Genomic DNA, 17,171 nt, shown 5'->3' with positions numbered 1-17,171 from the left:
CCTTCTACCCCTGCACCATATTAAAAAGAAAAGAACGAATCGCCGCGATCCGTTCTTAAGGCGCTAAAGTGATGCGGTGTTAGGATGGGGCTCAGCTTGGCGTACTTGCGGTTCACTGCGGATAATCCAATGTGATAGACAGCTGCTCAGGATACCGAGCAGGCCGAGTACGATAAAGCCATGAGTTAGTGCAAACCAATCACCAATGATGCCCATCAGAACTGGCCCGACGAACATACCTAAGCCATAAATCGCTTGGAAAAAGCCCATGGCGGTTGCACGCTTATCCGAAGGCATATGCTTAATGCTCAGCGCCATCAGAACGGTAAACGAAAGTCCACGGCCAAATCCCGCCAATGCCTGAGTTACCATAAGTACCCACAAGTAATGGGTGAACGGAATTGTAAATGTGAACAGGCCCATAAGGGCAAACCCCCATACGATAACGCGCTTCTCCCCAAATTTAGCTGCCCAGCGGCGACCGCCCAGTAAAGAAGCTATTGCTACCGGAACGTTGGAAATGAACGTGAGTAGAGCTAAGCTGAATTTATCAGCGCCTAGCTCAGTCGCATACACGGGAGTAAACCCGAATACCGTAGCAAATATTAGCACCTGCGATAAGATAGCTAGCAAAGAAACATATAAAAGCGTGCGATCGGTTGCTACTACGCCGATTCCCCGGAGTGTGATTTTGGGGGAATCGACTTCAATTTTTTCCACCAGAAAAAAGGATCCTGCTAAACCGAGCGCTCCGAGCACAGCACCCATAACAAAGGCCGCTTCCCAACCCATCGAGTCGGCTGCCCATCCGGCCATGAGAATGCCCAGCATTTGTCCCAATGAGTTGAAGAAGCTGATCGTTCCAATCGCTTTCGTAGAATCTTCATGTTTGTAATAGCTTGTAAATAGCACGGTAAAATCAACCCAAGTGGCCGCCGCAGCCCCGGCAAGCGCACGCAGCAGAAGGATCCACGTAAAATCCTGAGTGATCCAAAGTCCTAGCCCGCTTAAGCCCGTAAAGAGCAGGCCGAACGTGATAAATAGTTTTCGCTTATGAAACCGATCGGATAGGACGCCCACCGGAATCCGCAGCAGCATCTGAGAAATGCCGTACATCCCTACGATCCAACCCGCAAGCTGATGGCTGCCTCCCAGGAATTCCACATATGGAGCCATAATAGGAACACTGGTATACATAGACATCCAGAACAATAGCGTGACTATACAAAATAAAGGGATACGATAAGAAGAGGGCGATTTCATGCTTGTCATTGAATGAGGTCTCCTTTCGGACTACAAAAAGAAACAAAGGGATGCCAACCGGAAGTTGTAATCCCTTTGTTTATGTCAAGTCATTCTGACGCGCCACGGGGGGATTCGAACCCCCGACGCATAGTTTAGGAAACTATCGCTCTATCCTGCTGAGCTACGGGCGCATGGCATCGTTTATTTTATCACGGATGCTTTTGGTGACGCAACGTTATTCCTTGCTACGCAGCTTGCGAAAAAATTGCGTCAGCATTGTCGCGCATTCTTCCTGCAGAACGCCGCTCACCACGTCGACACGGTGGTTAAACCGTTCCTCCTGCAGCAAATTCATGAGCGTTCCGGCGCAACCTGCTTTCGGATCGGTCGTCCCATAGATGACCTGCGGGATCCGCGATTGGACAATAGCTCCCGCGCACATCGGGCATGGTTCCAGCGTCACATACAGCTTGCAATCAAGCAGGCGCCAAGCTTGCAGATGCTCACTAGCTTGCTTTATAGCGATCATCTCTGCGTGCGCGGTCGGATCAAGGGACGTTTCGCGCAAATTGTAGCCGCGGCCAATAATTTTGCCATCATGCACGACGATAGCCCCAATCGGGACTTCGCGGATGGCTTCCGCTTTTAGTGCTTCTAGAATGGCTTCTTTCATCCATGGAATATGTTCATCCACAGGGAGACACCTCGCTAAAATTCAGTTATCCACATGTGAATAAGAATCGAACAAGCATTCGTTGTTAACAATCTGTGGACAACCATGTGGATAAGTTGAAAATTTGTGGATATATGTTCTCATTGTAGGCACTCTTGCTGCGTAAATCAAGGGATAAGGCATTTAAGGGAATTATGTTGAAAACTGCGACTAAAATACGTATACTAAGGATATTAATAGGTCTTTTATCCTAATGAGGATCAACTTCATATGGATTCGATAAATGGCAAACTTGCTGAAAGGCAAGGACGCAAAGCTGAGGGTCTAAGGTTCCGCATGGAACTACGGCAGTCTGGCTACCGAAAATCGCTCAATTTCTGATTTTAGGTGGTAGACTGTTCCGGAAAGGCGGGACGGTCTACTTTTTTCATACATAAAAATGGTGAGAGAGGAAGTGAAGAAGAACGGATGAAGTTTTATGGCAGCAAGGAAGGTAATGACGCCGAGGTATTGATCGGCAGCAAGGCAGTGCTGGATAAGCATGATTTTGTTTCGACAGGTGTTCTCACCTATGCGCTTGGCGATATTATGGAAGTGGAGCTGCCTCAATACGATGCTTTTGGGCTTGGCGATAAGGTCAAGATGACGATTTATTCAAAATCGGGACTGTTCGTTTTTGAAACTACCGTAGTGGCCAAAGACCATGGCTCGGTTATTGTGATCAATCCGCCTGATAATCGCAAGAAATTTACGGAAAAACGGGAATTCCCGCGGATTGATATCCAGCATGACGGTTTGCTTCACGTGCTTCATGATGTGAAGAAGAAGAACAAGCATCATTTCGACAACCCGGTCGGCATTTCCATCAAAAATATTTCGATGAACGGCGTAGGCTTTACAATCGAAGACAACTCAATTGTAGATAAAATTGTAGATAAGCATGTTCAACTCGACGTTGAAATGGATTTAGGCTTCTCGATGTCATGCAAGACAGAAATTGTACGGAAAGAGAAATCGGAAAATGGTATCTACTATGGGGCCAGATATATTGAAGTTGCAGAGATGAAAACGAATGCGTTAAGAGCCTTTATTCTTAAAAATCAGGTTGAATCGTACTTCGTGCAGAAGCGGGATGCGAAATACAAAAGCCTATTGGAAAAAAAGTCTGCGGTGAATCAGTAGCCGACAGGCTTTTTTTTGACCTGCAAGTGCTATATAATAGATGGGGATCATTTTTTCAACATTAAGGAGTTGTAGCTACAATGGCTTTGAAAGCAGGAATCGTCGGTCTACCGAACGTAGGAAAATCGACTTTGTTTAATGCAATTACACAGGCGGGTGCAGAATCTGCGAACTATCCGTTCTGTACGATCGATCCGAATGTCGGGGTAGTGGAAGTACCGGACGAAAGACTGCAAAGGTTGGTGGAGATCGTAGTGCCCAAGAGCATTGTTCCGACTGCCTTCGAATTCGTCGATATTGCGGGTTTGGTGAAGGGCGCGAGCAAGGGCGAAGGGCTTGGAAATAAATTTCTCGCACACATTCGTGAAGTAGATGCCATCGTGCATGTAGTTCGTTGTTTTGTGGATGAAAATATTACGCATGTATCCGGGAAAGTAGACCCGATTGGCGACATTGAGACGATTAATCTCGAGCTGATCCTGGCGGATATTGACTCGATTGAGAAGAAGCTTGAACGCTCCCGCAAAAATTTGAAGGGCGGCGACAAGAAGGTTGCGGCTGAGGTGGAATGCCTGGAACGCATCAAAGAAACGCTGTATGAAGATAAACCGGCGCGCAGCATAGATTTAAGCGATGAGGAGAAGCTGATCGTTCGCGATCTTCATTTGCTGACAATGAAGCCTGTATTATACGCGGCTAACGTGAGTGAAGAAGAAGTGGCAACAGCGGACGACAATCCGTATGTCAAAATCGTCAAAGAATTCGCCGCGCAAGAGAACGCGGAAGTGGTTCCGATTAGTGCTAAGGTAGAGTCCGAAATCGCTGAGCTCGAAGACGAAGAAAAAGCCATGTTCCTCGAAGAGTTGGGACTTCAAGAGTCCGGCTTGAATAGATTGATTAAAGCAGCTTATAAGTTGCTTGGTCTGTACACGTATTTCACTGCCGGGGTGCAGGAAGTAAGAGCATGGACGATCCGCAAAGGAATGAAGGCTCCTCAAGCGGCAGGCGTTATTCACTCGGATTTCGAACGCGGCTTTATTCGTGCCGAAGTGGTCTCTTACGAAGATCTGTCGGCTGCAGGTTCGATGAATGCCGCGAAGGAAAAAGGGCAGCTGCGACTAGAAGGTAAAGAATACGTGGTGCAGGACGGCGACGTGATGCATTTCCGATTTAATGTATAAAATAAATAAAAACAATTTAAAAGAAAGTAAGGAGTGATCCGATATGTTGGATAGACTACAGGCAATCGCGGATCGCTATGAGAAATTAAGCGAACTGCTGTGTGACCCTGACGTAACCAGCGATACGAAGAAACTCAGAGAATACTCCAAAGAGCAATCTGATCTTCAGGAATCGTATGATACGTATTTGGAATATAAAAGCGTCAGCGAACAGATAAATGATGCGAAAGCGATGCAAAACGAGAAGCTGGACGATGAAATGCGTGAAATGGTCAAAATGGAGATCGAAGAGCTCAGCGAGCAACATGCACAGCTGGAAGAGAAGCTGAAAGTGCTCATGATGCCGAAAGATCCGAACGATGATAAAAACGTGATCGTGGAAATTCGCGGCGCGGCAGGCGGCGACGAAGCGGCTTTGTTCGCGGGTGACTTATACCGGATGTATACGCGATACGCGGATTCACAAGGTTGGAAAACAGAAGTACTCGACGCTTCTTTGAATGATTTGGGCGGATTTAAGGAGATCATTTTCATGATCACCGGAAAAGGTGCCTATAGTAAGCTGAAATTCGAGAGCGGCGCACACCGTGTTCAGCGTATTCCTGTGACGGAATCGGGCGGTCGTATTCACACTTCCACGTCAACGGTTGTCGTCATGCCGGAAGCGGAAGAAGTGGAGATTGAAATCCATGACGCAGATATTCGCGTCGATACGTTTTGTTCTAGCGGAGCGGGCGGACAGTCGGTTAATACGACGAAATCTGCCGTACGTGTGACGCACGTGCCTACGGGTATCGTAGCGACTTGTCAAGACGGGAAATCGCAGAACTCGAATAAAGAACAAGCGCTCCGCGTGCTTCGTGCACGGATTTCCGATAAAATGCGCGAGGAAGAGGAAGCGAAATATGCCGGCGAGCGCAAAAGCAAAGTCGGTACGGGCGATCGCTCCGAGCGTATCCGCACTTACAACTTCCCGCAAAGCCGTGTCACCGATCACCGGATCGGCTTGACGCTGCACCGTTTGGAGACGGTACTTAGCGGCGATATGGGAGAGATCGTATCGGCGTTGACGATTGCGGCGCAGTCCGATTTGCTTGAAAAAGGGGAGCAGGCGATGTGATGCCGACTGCTGAGAAGACGATTAGAGAAGCCTATGTAGAGGCTTCTTCTTTTTTAGCGGCGCAGGGTGTGGCGGAGGCTGCGTCGTGTGTAGAGCTGTTGCTCCAGCATCTGCTGGGCTGGAGCCGGACGGAGCTCCTGCTTCGCTGGCAGGAGCAAATGCCCGTGGAGCTGGCGGATACGTGGCGCCAGCTGGTGGGGCGGAAGGCCGCGGGCGAGCCGGTGCAGTACATCACCGGCGAGCAGGAGTTCTACGGCCTTCCGTTTGCTGTGAACGGCGCGGTGCTCATCCCGCGGCCGGAGACCGAGCTCCTCGTGGAAGCGTTGCTGCACGAGGGCCAGCGTCTGTTCCCGCAAGGCGCGCCGCTGCTTGCGGATGTGGGCACCGGGAGCGGAGCGATCCCGGTGACGATCGCGCACGCGCGCCCCGCGTGGCGCGTGGCGGCGAGCGACATCTCCGCGGCGGCGCTGGAGATGGCCCGGTTCAACGCGCAGCGGCACGGCGTTGCTGCGCGGGTGGAGTGGCTCGAGGGCGACCTCCTCGAGCCTTATATCGAGCGCCGGCTCGCGCCGGATATACTGGTGTCGAATCCACCGTATATTCCGGACGGCGACCTCCCGGCGCTGATGCCGGAGGTGCGGCTGTATGAGCCGCACACGGCTTTATTCGGCGGTGTCGAGGGACTCGACCTGTACCGCCGGATGATCTTGCAGCTGCCGCTGCTGCCGCGAATCCCGACCGTGGTCGGGTTCGAGGTCGGCATCCGGCAGGCGGAGGCGGTGGCGGCGATGCTGCGGGACGCCGCCGATTGGGACGAGATCCGTTTCGTACCGGATCTCCAGGGGATTGACCGTCACGTCATCGCGATTCGTGAGCGGGCTTAACAGGAAAACCTGGCGCTAAATTACAAAATTATAGAGTATCAAGGAGATTAGCAGGAATTTCTACCGTTACTTTGGTGCTTTTCAACGAAAATGCTGCCATCCCGATATTTTAGCGCCAGTTTTTCCATGTAAATAGGCTCGTAATGGACTTGAGTACAAGATTAGCTCCGGTTTTTCCTGTAAGGTTCGGGTGGTACAGCTGAATTTTCAACTCTCTTAAATTTTCACCAGAATCATAGATTACTAGGTTTAGCCCCTTCTCTTTTTGCCCATACTGGTTGGTAGAAGCGAAGGGAAAGGGGCTTTTCCTGATGGTTAAGAAAGTTGAACGTCATTCATTCAAACATTTATTATTAGTAGCTTTTGCACTTATTGTGATGATCGCTTGTTGGGATTCTAACCGCACGAACGCGGCTATGGTTTCACCTGCGATTCCGAAAGAATCGATTCGTTTACGTATTCTCGCAAACTCAGACTCGGCCCCGGACCAAGCGTTGAAACGCGAGATTCGTGATGCGATTATAGCCCGGATGCAGGAATGGGTCGTGGGTCCGCATACGCTTGATGAAGCTAGAGCTGTTGTATATGCACATTTACCTGAGTTTGATGCTTTGGTTGGCCGGATCATTCAAGAGCGCGGTTACAGCTATTCGCATACAGTTGAGCTCGGTAAAGTCCCATTTCCTACGAAAATGTATGGGAATGAAGTGTATCCCGCAGGGGATTATGAAGCGCTGCGCGTGGTCGTTGGCAGTGGTGAAGGTCAGAACTGGTGGTGTGTACTGTTTCCTCCATTGTGCTTCGTAGATTCCGTGTCCGGCGAAGCAGTAGCGTCTACTGCTGCAGTTGTAGCAAAGACAGAAGGAGATAAAAATGTACAAACAGCTTCTGCAAACAAATCGAACACGGCTGCATCGGCAAAACCTGCTGCGAAAGATAGCAAAGTAGCGCAAGCGGACAAATCCGGCAGCGCACAAGCTCAATCTCCGGCTGTCAACCAAGAAGCGGCAGACCAAACGCAAGCTGAGGATGCTCAGCCTAAGGTAAAGTTTTTTATCTGGGAAATGATTAAGAAAATTGTTTCTTGGTTCAGTTAACAGGCGGTTATATTCATTCAAGAATCAATGAATGTTAGGACGGAAACCATCGTGACCCTATATTGGAAAGTTGATGTATCGAATGCGTTGGCGGCAGCGCAACTTGAATCGGCCGATCACGCAATCGCGGAAGCGGCAGCGCTTCTCCGGGACGGAGAAACGGTGGCTTTTCCGACGGAAACGGTGTACGGTCTTGGCGCGGATGCGACCAGCACAGCTGCTGTGGAGCGGATTTTCAAAGCAAAAGGCCGTCCTTCGGACAATCCGCTGATCGTTCATATCGCGGATAGAAAGCAGCTGGCAGGGGTGGCAGCTCCAGGTTGGATCGATGCGGAACATCGTCAATTAATGGAGGCCTTTTGGCCGGGGCCTCTAACGATTGTGCTGCCTGTGGAGACAGGCGGCATTTCGCCGTTAGTCACCGCAGGATTATCCACGGTTGGGGTACGCATACCCGATCATCCTGTGGCGCTGCGTCTTTTGCAGGAAGCCGGATGTCCCGTAGCTGCGCCGAGCGCTAACAGTTCAGGGCGACCTAGTCCGACTCTTGCTTCCCATGTAAGGGATGACCTTGATGGCCGGATTGGCGGCTTAGTGGATGGAGGGCCTACCGGCGTCGGTGTGGAATCGACGGTGATTCAATTCGTAGCCGGGGAGCTTTATATATTGCGCCCTGGCGGTGTTACTGCCGAGCAGTTGCGGTCCGTACTGCCGGATACTCGTATTCATGAGCCGGGGCGGGAAGATGTACATGAGACAGTGACGCCCAGAGCCCCGGGCATGAAATATACACATTACGCTCCTCAAGGTTATATGCATATTGTGCAAGGTGATGATGAAGAAGACGTAATCGCATGGATTCAACTTGATATTGATGCTGCCAAAGCTCGTGGGGAGTCCACGGGGATTCTGACTTTTGAAGAACGTGCTTCGCGCTATCGTGCGGATCGCGTTATTGCGTGCGGCTCATTGTCTCGTCCTGAGACGATTGCGCAGGAGCTGTACGCGGCACTGCGTCGGTTCGATGAGGAAGGCATTCGTTATATTGCGGCCGAGGCTTGCCCGGAGACGGGTATCGGCCATGCCATTATGAACCGTTTGCGTAAAGCGGCCGGCCATCGGCTTGTACGCGTTTAGGGAGTCTGTCCGATGATTATACCTGCTACGTGTCATCATCGGACAGACTCCTAGCTAGCATGTTTCCCTGTTTGTCCGCATATGTTGGGATAGAAACACGTGGACAGGGGGATAGCAGCATGCTCGCATCTTCGGTGGAGATCGGTCAGCTTTTAACCATTATTATTATGGCGATCGCTTTGGGGCTGGATGCTTTTTCCCTGGGAATCGGCATCGGGATGAAGGGCATTCGTCTAGTGGATATTTTAAAAATAAGTATTGTCATCGGTATCTTTCATGTTCTCATGCCTCTAATGGGGATGTTTATGGGACATTATGTCAGTTCGCTCCTTGGCGATGTAGCCACTGCGGCAGGCGGCTGTTTGCTTATCCTGTTAGGTTCACATATGGTTTACAGCTCCATTCGGGGGGGAGAAACGGAATCGTTTGACCATCGAACGATATGGGGTCTGACGATATTTGCGCTTAGTGTGAGTATCGACTCATTCTCGGTTGGTGTATCGCTGGGCATGTTTGCGACGGATATTGTGCTGACGGTGCTTGTATTTGGCGCCTTCGGCGGTTTGTTGTCTATTGCCGGTCTACTGGTGGGAAGACGAGTGAGCGGTTGGGTCGGCGAATACGGCGAGGCGTTCGGCGGGCTCATTTTGCTGGCGTTTGGGATCAAGTTTTTACTGTGATACAATAGCTTACGAAGTAAGTTTTCCTACGGAAAACTCAGTGTATGCTTAGAAGTAAGTTTTCCAACAGAAAACTCAGTGTATGCTTACGAAGTAAGTTTTCCTACGGAAAACTCTTAGGAGGATTTCAACTTGCGAATTCTATTTGTTTGTACAGGAAATACGTGCCGCAGTCCGTTAGCAGAAGGTTTGCTGCGTATCAGGGTGCACAAAGAGGGGCTTGCGGCTGAGGTTCGTTCTGCTGGTGTTTCCGCTGTTACGGGTGGACCGATATCCCGCAATAGTGCGTTGATTCTTAAGGAAGCAGGATTCGAGGAACAGATGAGCTCACTCTCCATTCAAGAGTCGGAAGTGAAATGGGCGGATCTGATTTTGACGATGACCGTTGGTCATAAACGATCTGTGATTCAACGCTTCCCGGATGCGGTTGATAAAACATTTACACTTAAAGAATATGTGGAGGACGATCCTCTCATTCTACAGGCGATCGAGGAGCGGGAGCAGCTCGTGACGGAGCTGCAGCTCAAACAGGCTCTTGCTCAAACCATCTCCGTGGAAGAAAGAAGCCGCATTTTTAAACTGGAAAATACGATTCCGGATTACGATATTTCGGACCCTTTTGGGGGATCTATGAATATCTACCGACAGACGGCTGAGGAAATCGGCAACAGTCTCGATAAGTTGATTGAAAAAATGCGCAGACAGCAAGGAGGTTCGAGCTAAGTCAGTTGCCGTCTCTACTTTATCCATCTTTACAGGCAAAGCAGAATGCGTTAAAATAAACGTATTGATCAAGACTCGATGTAACTGGCGACGAGTGGGACTAACCACAATGGAGCATCGAGCTATACGGCCGGTCGCCTGGGCAAAAGAGCAACACGTGTTTATTCGCGTGTCCTGCTCTTTTTTTCGTTTTCCGGTGAGCTTTGGGATATAATAGGATGGTCGAACTCGAACAAGCAAAGGAGCGTTTACTCATGAAAATTGCATTAGGAGCAGATCATGCAGGCTATCGTTTGAAAGATGTCATCATTCCTTTTATTGAATCGTTGGGTCACCAAGTCATAGATTTCGGCTGCAGCTGCGCGGATTCCGTGGATTATCCCGATTATGCGCTTGAAGTGTGCGAGCGTGTGGTAGCAGGCGAAGCCGACAAGGGGATTCTGATTTGCGGAACAGGTATTGGCATGTCGATTGCAGCGAATAAAGTTCCAGGTATCCGCTGCGCGCTTGTGAGCGATCTTTTCTCCGCAAAGGCTACTCGTGAGCATAACGACACGAACGTGCTCGCTTTAGGCGAGCGGGTTATCGGGCCGGGCGTAGCTGAGGAAATCGTGAAAATTTGGCTGGAAACCGAATTCTCGCAAGGTCCGCGTCATCAAAATCGAATCAATAAAGTGAAGAGCATCGAAGACCGTTTCGCCATTCATCCTTAGGTTTGGAGGAGGTGCTTCCTATGACGGATTCCATTCTTGAGAGCGTTGCTGAGGCGGTGGAAACGAATCTGCGTGAGCTGATTGGGGTCGGAGGGCTTCGGCCCGGGCAGATCCTCGTTATCGGAACGAGCACGAGTGAGATTCTCGGGCATCGGATCGGGACGTCAGGCACGTTGGATGCGGCTGAGCCGATTTTTCAAACCGCGCTGCGCGTGAGCCGGGAGTTCGGGCTGCATCTTGCGTTTCAATGCTGCGAGCATTTGAATCGGGCGCTCGTGGTCGAGGAGGAGCTGCTTGCACGCTATCCGTCCTTAGAGCCAGTCTCGGTCATTCCGGTGCCGAAAGCCGGAGGCTCAATGGCCTCGTATGCTTACCGGCATTTCGAGCGGCCGATCGTCGTAGAGACGATTGAGGCGCATGCGGGCATCGACATCGGCAGTACGCTGATCGGGATGCATCTGCTGCGTGTTGCCGTACCGGCAAGACCGCCCGTTCGCATGATCGGTCATGCTTATGTGACCATGGCGTTTACGCGTCCGAAACTGATTGGCGGTACAAGAGCGGTTTACACGGCTGAAGCAGCCGACCAGCAATACAAGGCGGCATCGCCGAACGAGGATTGTTAAATTTATTTACGTATTTTAGGCTCTATTTCAACTATATATCTGGGAGGAATTACCGATGACAGACTTTTTGAGAAAGCAAGATCCAGCGATTGTTGAAGCTATGAATTTGGAGCTCGGCCGTCAACGCGATAAAATCGAGCTGATCGCATCCGAGAACATCGTAAGCCAAGCGGTACTTGAAGCAATGGGAACGGTTCTGACGAACAAATATGCAGAAGGCTACCCCGGCAAAAGATACTACGGCGGTTGCGAGTACGTAGACATCGTGGAAAATATCGCGCGCGACCGCGCGAAAGAATTGTTTGGCGCTGAGCACGCGAACGTTCAACCTCACTCCGGTGCACAAGCGAACATGGCAGTTTACTTGGCAGCCCTGAACCCTGGCGACACAGTACTCGGTATGAACCTGGCGCATGGCGGTCACTTGACGCACGGCAGCCCGGTGAATGCATCCGGTATCTTGTACAACTTCGTCGCTTACGGCGTAAGCGAAAAAGATTCCCGCATCGACTACGACGATGTCCGCAAAGCGGCATTCAAACATAAGCCTCGCATGCTCGTAGCGGGCGCAAGTGCTTACCCGCGTACGATCGATTTTGAAGCGCTGGCTTCCATCGCGAACGATGTGGGCGCGCTGTTCATGGTCGATATGGCGCACATTGCCGGTCTCGTTGCAGCCGGTTTGCATCCGAACCCAGTGCCGCATGCGCACTTCGTAACAACGACAACGCACAAAACGCTTCGCGGTCCTCGCGGCGGCATGATCCTGTCCCGCAAATCTTGGGCAGCAGCAATTGATAAAGCGGTATTCCCTGGTTCCCAAGGCGGACCTTTGATGCATACGATCGCTGCTAAAGCCGTTTCCTTCGGCGAAGCGCTTCAACCTGAGTTCAAAACTTACGCGCAGAACGTTATTAACAACGCACAAACATTGGCAACAGCGCTGAAAGCTGAAGGTATTGACCTTGTTTCCGGCGGTACGGACAATCACTTGATGCTTGTTGACCTGCGCAACCTGAACATCACAGGTAAAGATGCGGAGCACATCCTTGATGAGATCGGTATTACCGCGAACAAAAACGCGATTCCGTTCGATCCTACGAGCCCGTTTGTTACAAGCGGCATTCGTTTGGGTACACCAGCAGTTACATCCCGCGGCATGGGTGAAGAAGCGATGAAAACGATCGCGAAAGTGATTGGCCTGACGCTCAAAAATCCTGGCGATGCTGCAACGCTGGAAAAAGCACGCGGTATGGTGAAAGATTTGACGGCGCAATACCCGATCTATCCTGGTTTGACTTATTAATTGCCTGAAAGGCCGGCCCTTGAAGCCGGTCTTTTTTTGTCACCAAATCACCCATTATTTGACAATAGGACAATTTCATAAGTATGCTAGAAAAAAACTAAGATGCAATGGAGGTCTCGCGATGGGTAGAAGTACGCCAATACATGTAGGTGTCATTGGGCTTGGTGTCATTGGAAGCAGGTTGTTACAGGAATTTCGTAGCCATCCGGAGATCAGGATTCAAGCAGTTTGTGATACCAGTGCCTTTCTAGCTGAGCAAGTCGCTAAGGAGTTAAACGGAATCGCTTGGTATACGGATTATAAAAAGCTTATTAAGGACGAATCCATTGATCTCGTCTATGTAGCGGTGCCACCCAAGTTTCATCATCCGATTGCACTTGCCGTTCTGGAGGCGGGAAAGCACATTTTATGCGAAAAGCCGCTGGCTAACTCCTTGGAAGAAGCGATAGACCTAGCCGAAGCTGCCCAAAAGGCGGGCGTAGTCCACGCCATTAACTTTGGCGTCTTTTATGGAGCAAGCTTCAGGGAGTTGGCACAACGCGTACAAGAAGGATATGTCGGAGATGTAAGAAGAATCGAACTGCATACCCATTTTCATCAATGGCCCCGTGAATGGCAGCAAACCCCTTGGATCGGCGGAAGAGAGCAAGGCGGATTTGTTCGCGAGGTATTTCCCCACTACATCCAAATGATACAGCGTCTTTTCGGAAAATTGGTGAACATACAGGCTCAACTGGAATGGCCTGCTGATCCGGAAGCCTGTGAGACGGGGATCATAGGGAGAATGGAGCTGGAGGACGGCACTCCTGTTCTCGTCAACGGTCTTAGTAACATCGGGATGAAAGAGCATATTTCTTTTACGATTTATGGAACAAAAGGAACCTGTTCGTTAGTCAATTGGCGCACATTGAAGTGCGCTCCATTCGGCGAATCGCTGGAAGAAGCGGCCACTACTGCAGCAATTATACCCGATACGATCGTGACGCATCTAGTGAGAGCGATTGATGGGCAAGAGGCCGATTTGATTGATTTTGAGGAAGGTTTGGACATTCAAAAAGTGCTGGAGCAATTATTGCAATCATAAGATAAAAAGACGAAGAGGGGCCTTAGGGCTCCTCTTTTTTTGGCACACTTTTCTTGCAGCGGAACACGATTTTGTTCTGCATTCTTCGTGGCGAGACATGTTATTCTAATACCAAATGGCAATTCGTTTGATTATAGTCGTCACCCTATCAAGGAGGCTGAATCCAATTGACTAGAGTACTACTGCGAAAAATCGTCCCATCAAGCTTAAGAAATCGGTTTATCGCCTCCTTCCTCCTGTTTATTCTGGTGCCTCTAAGCATCATCAACTTCGTGAATTATAGAGGGATTGAAACGGCAATGAGGGAACAGGTGAGCGTCCAGAACCTGGAGCAAATGTCGGGGATGCTTAGTTCTTTACAGGATCTGTTAGGCGTTAGCACAAAAACATTAACTTTGCTGCAGCAGGACTCGACGGTCACCTCGATTCTGAAATCACCGGAGCCTGGGGGCTCTTATCCCGCTTTGCAACAAAAAATAGACATGGAAGAGAAGTTCAACGGCATCAACAACAGTGTGTTCATTTCTAATTCCTATGTTTACTATACGGTCATTGATTTAAAAGGACGGGTTTACACGTCCTATCAGCCTTCCGAAGCGCTGGAATATACGGCTATAGCAGAAGGGGCGGTCATGCAGCAGGCGATCCGGAGCGGCCAAGGAGGTGGCTGGCAGCTGGAAAATAGTTTTCTCTCTACGACTTCAGGTGGCCGAAGCTCTGATTTGTTATCTACAGCCCGCATATTCCGAGATGAATACATGCAGCCTATTGCCGTCGCGAAGGTATCTGTGGATTACCAGAATTGGTTCCGCAACGTGAATAGAGGCCCGGAATCCAAGGGCAATTATGAATTGTTCGACCCGCAGGGAAATCTGCTCGCATCGGCTGGGAATGGGCACGCCTTCCTGCCGGATAAGGCAAGAATAAGTCAATGGGAGCAGTCGGGAACGGAGGCGGAAGCGGGCAATATTATTAGCTATATCCGCATTCCTGAATTGCAATGGATTCTGGTTAAGAGCATTCCGACAGACGTTCTGTTTAATAAAGTAAACGGACTGCAGAGAACGCTTTTTGCCACACTGCTGGGGTTGATGGCTCTCTTTATTTTGGTAACTTGGGTCATTGCGACGACGGTGACGCGACCGCTTCTTTACTTGCAAAAGAAGATGCAAGCCGTTGTGAAGAGCAATATGAAGGTGAGATTGGAAGAAACGAATTACAGCGGTGAGATTCGAACGTTTGTAGAAGCCTTTAACATGATGGTTCGCGATACGGATGCGCTGATTCAGCGATTGAAGCTGGAGGAACGGCAGAAGGAGGCGATGCGGTTTCAGATGCTGCTGTCCCAAATGAATCCGCATTTTTTGCTGAATACGCTCAATACGGTCAAATGGCTCGCGCTGGAGCAGGGGAATCATACGATTCCCGAGGTGTGCGAGTCGCTAGGCAAGCTGTTCGAGGTTGGGGTTCGCTTGGACGTGGATCTCATTCATCTTCAGCATGAACTGGAGTTGGTTCGCGGGTACGTGATCATTCAGCAATTTCGCTATGACCGGAAATTTGATTTTCAGATGGAAGTGGCGGAGCAGCTGAGCTATGCGCTTGTTCCTAAACTGAGTTTGCAGCCGCTCGTGGAAAACTGCATCTATCACGGTTTCGCTCAGATGGAGGGAGAAGGAGTTATCATTGTGCGTGCCTATCCGGGAATTAACAACAATCTAGTGATTGAAGTACAGGATAACGGGGTGGGCATGGAGGCCTCCTCCAGCCGAGTGCCAAGTACGGTCCGCAAACATGGTATCGCTCTGCAAAACTTAAAGGAGCGGCTCGAGCTTTTGTTTAAAGAACGGCAATCGATCGAATATGTGCCTGTCGATCGAGGTACGTTGGTAAGAATTACGCTGCCGCTGCTCATATCTACGCCCTATCAAGGAGGAGAAGACGGCTATGTGGACCATTCTGCTCGTTGAAGATGAAGGCTTTGTTCGCCGCAGCATTCGTAACAGCATGAGATGGGAAGAGAAGGGGTTTCAAGTCGTTGCCGAAGCGGGGAACGGGCTTGAAGCGTTAGAGCTGATCCGCAAGCATCGCCCTCATCTGGTCATCAGTGACATTCGGATGCCTGTCATGGATGGCGTTGAGCTGTTGAAGCAAGCGCGACAGGAGGGTTTTTACTGCAGATTTGTCATGCTATCTGTACTGAATGAGTTTGATTATGTACAGCAGGCAATGGAGTATGGGGCTTCCAATTACGTGCTAAAGCTTTATTTGTCTGTGGAAAAGATGCACGAGGTGCTGGAGAAGGTCGACTTGGAGTTACAGCAGCTAAATCGGATGTCTTTAAGAAATATGCAGGATGTTTATGATGCCGCATGGGGTATTGTTACAGCGGGTGGAATTGAATCACCCTTACTGGCAATGCCCTCTTATCCGGCTGAGCGCTTAATGATCAAGGCAATTCTACATGGGCATACAGCATTCGGGATGGATGATTTACGTCAGCTGAAAATTGTTCCGCAGGAGTTTCTTCCCCATGCGCATCTCTTCAGCAAAATAGGGATCACGACTGTTTTTTCGTGGGTTTCAGCTGACCAAACCTACAAACTGGATACGCATGTCAAATTACCTTATGCCATCGCTTATGCGGGTCCCGTTGCATCTGATGAATGGCTGCATACGTGGAAAAGTGCGCTATGTAAGTTGAATGAGCTATGGTATAAAGCGGCGACCGGGCTCTTCTTAAGCACATCGGATAGAGGCATGGATCAGCCGGATCCTTCTTTATGGCAGGAGGAGCGCGAGGTGCTGCGCATTTTCGAGCTGAAGCAGAAGGAAGCGCTTCTTCAAAGCTGGCATACCTATTGGGAACGGTATCAAGCTTTTGTGACGCCGATTGCCGTCGTGAAAGAAGCCGCGGGGCGGCTGGATCGACTTTTCGCGCACATATCCGGTGTACGTGCAAGGTCGGAGAGCGAAATGCCGGAGAGCGTCAGCCACCGACAATTGGGCGAGATCATGGCCGGGAGGCTCTGCCATTATATGGATGAAATGGTCAAGCGGCAGCATACGCTTACCGACCATCCGGAGATTAATAAGGTGATTGCTTACTTGGAGAACAACTACCGCGAGGAAATTACGCTGGAGTTCCTGTCCCGTTACACGGCGATGGATGATAAATATTTGAGCGGCCTTTTTAAAAAGAAAACGGGTAAAACTCTCATTCATTACTTACATGAAATACGCATTGAGCAGGCGAGGCGCTTTTTGGAGCATACGGATTGGCCTGTTGCCCTTGTGGGGGAGAAGGTTGGTTTTGCGACCGAAAGTTATTTTACGAAGATCTTCAAGCGAATCACCGGCATGACGCCGAGCGCATACAGACAGTACCGGTTGGAAGTTTGACACGGGCGCTGGTGGTCTGGCAACGTCAAACTTTTGTTCCATAAGGCCACACTATCGTTCGTTATTCCCTTCGGAAGCGGGTGCTATAGTTAGCTTGTAGCCAATGATTAAGGGAGGT

The 17,171-nt window shown here is 50.0% G+C and carries 16 protein-coding genes, 1 tRNA gene and 2 riboswitches; of the genes, 14 read left to right on the top strand and 3 right to left on the bottom strand.

Features of this window, described 5'->3' with window-relative positions; translation table 11 throughout:
• Positions 1–63 precede the first annotated feature (63 nt).
• From ICC18_RS30190 to tadA, 3 genes are all read right to left on the bottom strand, one after another.
• Positions 64–1,272: an MFS transporter gene (locus tag ICC18_RS30190; RefSeq protein WP_188178128.1), complete on the bottom strand. Its 1,209-nt coding sequence runs from the start codon at positions 1,270–1,272 to the stop codon at positions 64–66.
• Between the two features lie 89 nt (positions 1,273–1,361).
• A tRNA-Arg gene (locus ICC18_RS30185) sits at positions 1,362–1,436 on the bottom strand.
• 44 nt (positions 1,437–1,480) lie between these two features.
• On the bottom strand, positions 1,481–1,918 hold the full coding sequence (gene tadA, locus ICC18_RS30180) for a tRNA adenosine(34) deaminase TadA (protein ID WP_188178148.1): 438 nt from the start codon (positions 1,916–1,918) through the stop codon (positions 1,481–1,483).
• 275 nt (positions 1,919–2,193) lie between these two features.
• Positions 2,194–2,282: riboswitch (cyclic di-GMP riboswitch) on the top strand.
• A gap of 104 nt (positions 2,283–2,386) precedes the next feature.
• Between tadA and ICC18_RS30175 the strand changes: the two genes are divergently transcribed.
• The 14 genes from ICC18_RS30175 (at position 2,387) to ICC18_RS30110 (ending at position 17,053) form a co-directional block, all read left to right on the top strand.
• The gene (locus tag ICC18_RS30175) at positions 2,387–3,100 is read left to right on the top strand and encodes a PilZ domain-containing protein (protein WP_188178127.1); all 714 of its coding nucleotides are present in this window, start codon (positions 2,387–2,389) and stop codon (positions 3,098–3,100) included.
• Positions 3,101–3,180: 80 nt separating this feature from the next.
• A complete protein-coding gene (ychF, locus tag ICC18_RS30170; protein ID WP_188178126.1) occupies positions 3,181–4,281 on the top strand; it encodes a redox-regulated ATPase YchF in 1,101 nt (366 codons plus the stop codon).
• Between the two features lie 43 nt (positions 4,282–4,324).
• Positions 4,325–5,401 (top strand): peptide chain release factor 1, encoded by a 1,077-nt coding sequence (gene prfA, locus ICC18_RS30165; RefSeq protein WP_188178125.1) that lies wholly within the window; start codon positions 4,325–4,327, stop codon positions 5,399–5,401.
• The gene (prmC, locus tag ICC18_RS30160) at positions 5,401–6,285 is read left to right on the top strand and encodes a peptide chain release factor N(5)-glutamine methyltransferase (RefSeq protein ID WP_188178124.1); all 885 of its coding nucleotides are present in this window, start codon (positions 5,401–5,403) and stop codon (positions 6,283–6,285) included. Before prfA ends, prmC begins: the two co-directional genes overlap by 1 nt.
• A 311-nt stretch (positions 6,286–6,596) precedes the next feature.
• The gene (spoIIR, locus tag ICC18_RS30155; RefSeq protein WP_188178123.1) at positions 6,597–7,382 is read left to right on the top strand and encodes a stage II sporulation protein R; all 786 of its coding nucleotides are present in this window, start codon (positions 6,597–6,599) and stop codon (positions 7,380–7,382) included.
• A gap of 27 nt (positions 7,383–7,409) precedes the next feature.
• Entirely contained in the window at positions 7,410–8,519 is a 1,110-nt protein-coding gene (locus tag ICC18_RS30150) for an L-threonylcarbamoyladenylate synthase (protein ID WP_188178122.1), read from the top strand.
• 119 nt (positions 8,520–8,638) lie between these two features.
• Positions 8,639–9,199, top strand: a complete 561-nt coding sequence (locus ICC18_RS30145) for a manganese efflux pump MntP (RefSeq protein ID WP_188178121.1) — start codon at positions 8,639–8,641, stop codon at positions 9,197–9,199.
• A 132-nt stretch (positions 9,200–9,331) separates the two neighbouring features.
• Complete coding sequence (locus ICC18_RS30140; protein ID WP_188178120.1) at positions 9,332–9,922, top strand: low molecular weight protein arginine phosphatase; 591 nt, start codon at positions 9,332–9,334, stop codon at positions 9,920–9,922.
• A gap of 70 nt (positions 9,923–9,992) precedes the next feature.
• Positions 9,993–10,073, top strand: a riboswitch (ZMP/ZTP riboswitch).
• Between the two features lie 103 nt (positions 10,074–10,176).
• Positions 10,177–10,635, top strand: a complete 459-nt coding sequence (gene rpiB / locus ICC18_RS30135; protein WP_188178119.1) for a ribose 5-phosphate isomerase B — start codon at positions 10,177–10,179, stop codon at positions 10,633–10,635.
• A gap of 20 nt (positions 10,636–10,655) precedes the next feature.
• The gene (locus ICC18_RS30130) at positions 10,656–11,261 is read left to right on the top strand and encodes a TIGR01440 family protein (RefSeq protein ID WP_188178118.1); all 606 of its coding nucleotides are present in this window, start codon (positions 10,656–10,658) and stop codon (positions 11,259–11,261) included.
• A gap of 55 nt (positions 11,262–11,316) precedes the next feature.
• Positions 11,317–12,567, top strand: coding sequence for a serine hydroxymethyltransferase (glyA, locus tag ICC18_RS30125; protein WP_188178117.1), 1,251 nt, complete (start codon positions 11,317–11,319; stop codon positions 12,565–12,567).
• A gap of 121 nt (positions 12,568–12,688) precedes the next feature.
• Positions 12,689–13,651: a Gfo/Idh/MocA family protein gene (locus ICC18_RS30120; protein ID WP_188178116.1), complete on the top strand. Its 963-nt coding sequence runs from the start codon at positions 12,689–12,691 to the stop codon at positions 13,649–13,651.
• A gap of 167 nt (positions 13,652–13,818) precedes the next feature.
• Entirely contained in the window at positions 13,819–15,621 is a 1,803-nt protein-coding gene (locus tag ICC18_RS30115; protein ID WP_188178115.1) for a cache domain-containing sensor histidine kinase, read from the top strand.
• Complete coding sequence (locus ICC18_RS30110) at positions 15,599–17,053, top strand: response regulator (RefSeq protein WP_188178114.1); 1,455 nt, start codon at positions 15,599–15,601, stop codon at positions 17,051–17,053. The genes ICC18_RS30115 and ICC18_RS30110 overlap by 23 nt, the downstream gene beginning before the upstream one ends.
• The last annotated feature ends 118 nt before the right edge of the window (positions 17,054–17,171 follow it).

The organism is Paenibacillus sedimenti (assembly GCF_014534655.1).
GTDB classification, from domain to species: Bacteria; Bacillota; Bacilli; order Paenibacillales; family NBRC-103111; genus Paenibacillus_E; species Paenibacillus_E sedimenti.
The sequence above is the reverse complement of the archived record's forward strand: the minus strand, read 5'-3'. Positions and strand labels throughout refer to the sequence as shown.

What these genes read in the sequence shown, in the direction of transcription:
- prfA (WP_188178125.1), top strand. Translation starts at nt 4,325, where the DNA reads ATGTTGGATAGACTACAGGCAATCGCGGATCGCTATGAGAAATTAAGC.
- spoIIR (WP_188178123.1), top strand. Translation starts at nt 6,597, where the DNA reads ATGGTTAAGAAAGTTGAACGTCATTCATTCAAACATTTATTATTAGTA.
- ICC18_RS30145 (WP_188178121.1), top strand. Translation starts at nt 8,639, where the DNA reads ATGCTCGCATCTTCGGTGGAGATCGGTCAGCTTTTAACCATTATTATT.
- ICC18_RS30130 (WP_188178118.1), top strand. Translation starts at nt 10,656, where the DNA reads ATGACGGATTCCATTCTTGAGAGCGTTGCTGAGGCGGTGGAAACGAAT.
- ICC18_RS30110 (WP_188178114.1), top strand. Translation starts at nt 15,599, where the DNA reads ATGTGGACCATTCTGCTCGTTGAAGATGAAGGCTTTGTTCGCCGCAGC.
- ICC18_RS30190 (WP_188178128.1), bottom strand. Translation starts at nt 1,272, where the DNA reads ATGACAAGCATGAAATCGCCCTCTTCTTATCGTATCCCTTTATTTTGT.
- rpiB (WP_188178119.1), top strand. Translation starts at nt 10,177, where the DNA reads ATGAAAATTGCATTAGGAGCAGATCATGCAGGCTATCGTTTGAAAGAT.
- ICC18_RS30120 (WP_188178116.1), top strand. Translation starts at nt 12,689, where the DNA reads ATGGGTAGAAGTACGCCAATACATGTAGGTGTCATTGGGCTTGGTGTC.
- ychF (WP_188178126.1), top strand. Translation starts at nt 3,181, where the DNA reads ATGGCTTTGAAAGCAGGAATCGTCGGTCTACCGAACGTAGGAAAATCG.
- tadA (WP_188178148.1), bottom strand. Translation starts at nt 1,918, where the DNA reads ATGAAAGAAGCCATTCTAGAAGCACTAAAAGCGGAAGCCATCCGCGAA.
- prmC (WP_188178124.1), top strand. Translation starts at nt 5,401, where the DNA reads ATGCCGACTGCTGAGAAGACGATTAGAGAAGCCTATGTAGAGGCTTCT.
- ICC18_RS30175 (WP_188178127.1), top strand. Translation starts at nt 2,387, where the DNA reads ATGAAGTTTTATGGCAGCAAGGAAGGTAATGACGCCGAGGTATTGATC.
- ICC18_RS30150 (WP_188178122.1), top strand. Translation starts at nt 7,410, where the DNA reads ATGAATGTTAGGACGGAAACCATCGTGACCCTATATTGGAAAGTTGAT.
- glyA (WP_188178117.1), top strand. Translation starts at nt 11,317, where the DNA reads ATGACAGACTTTTTGAGAAAGCAAGATCCAGCGATTGTTGAAGCTATG.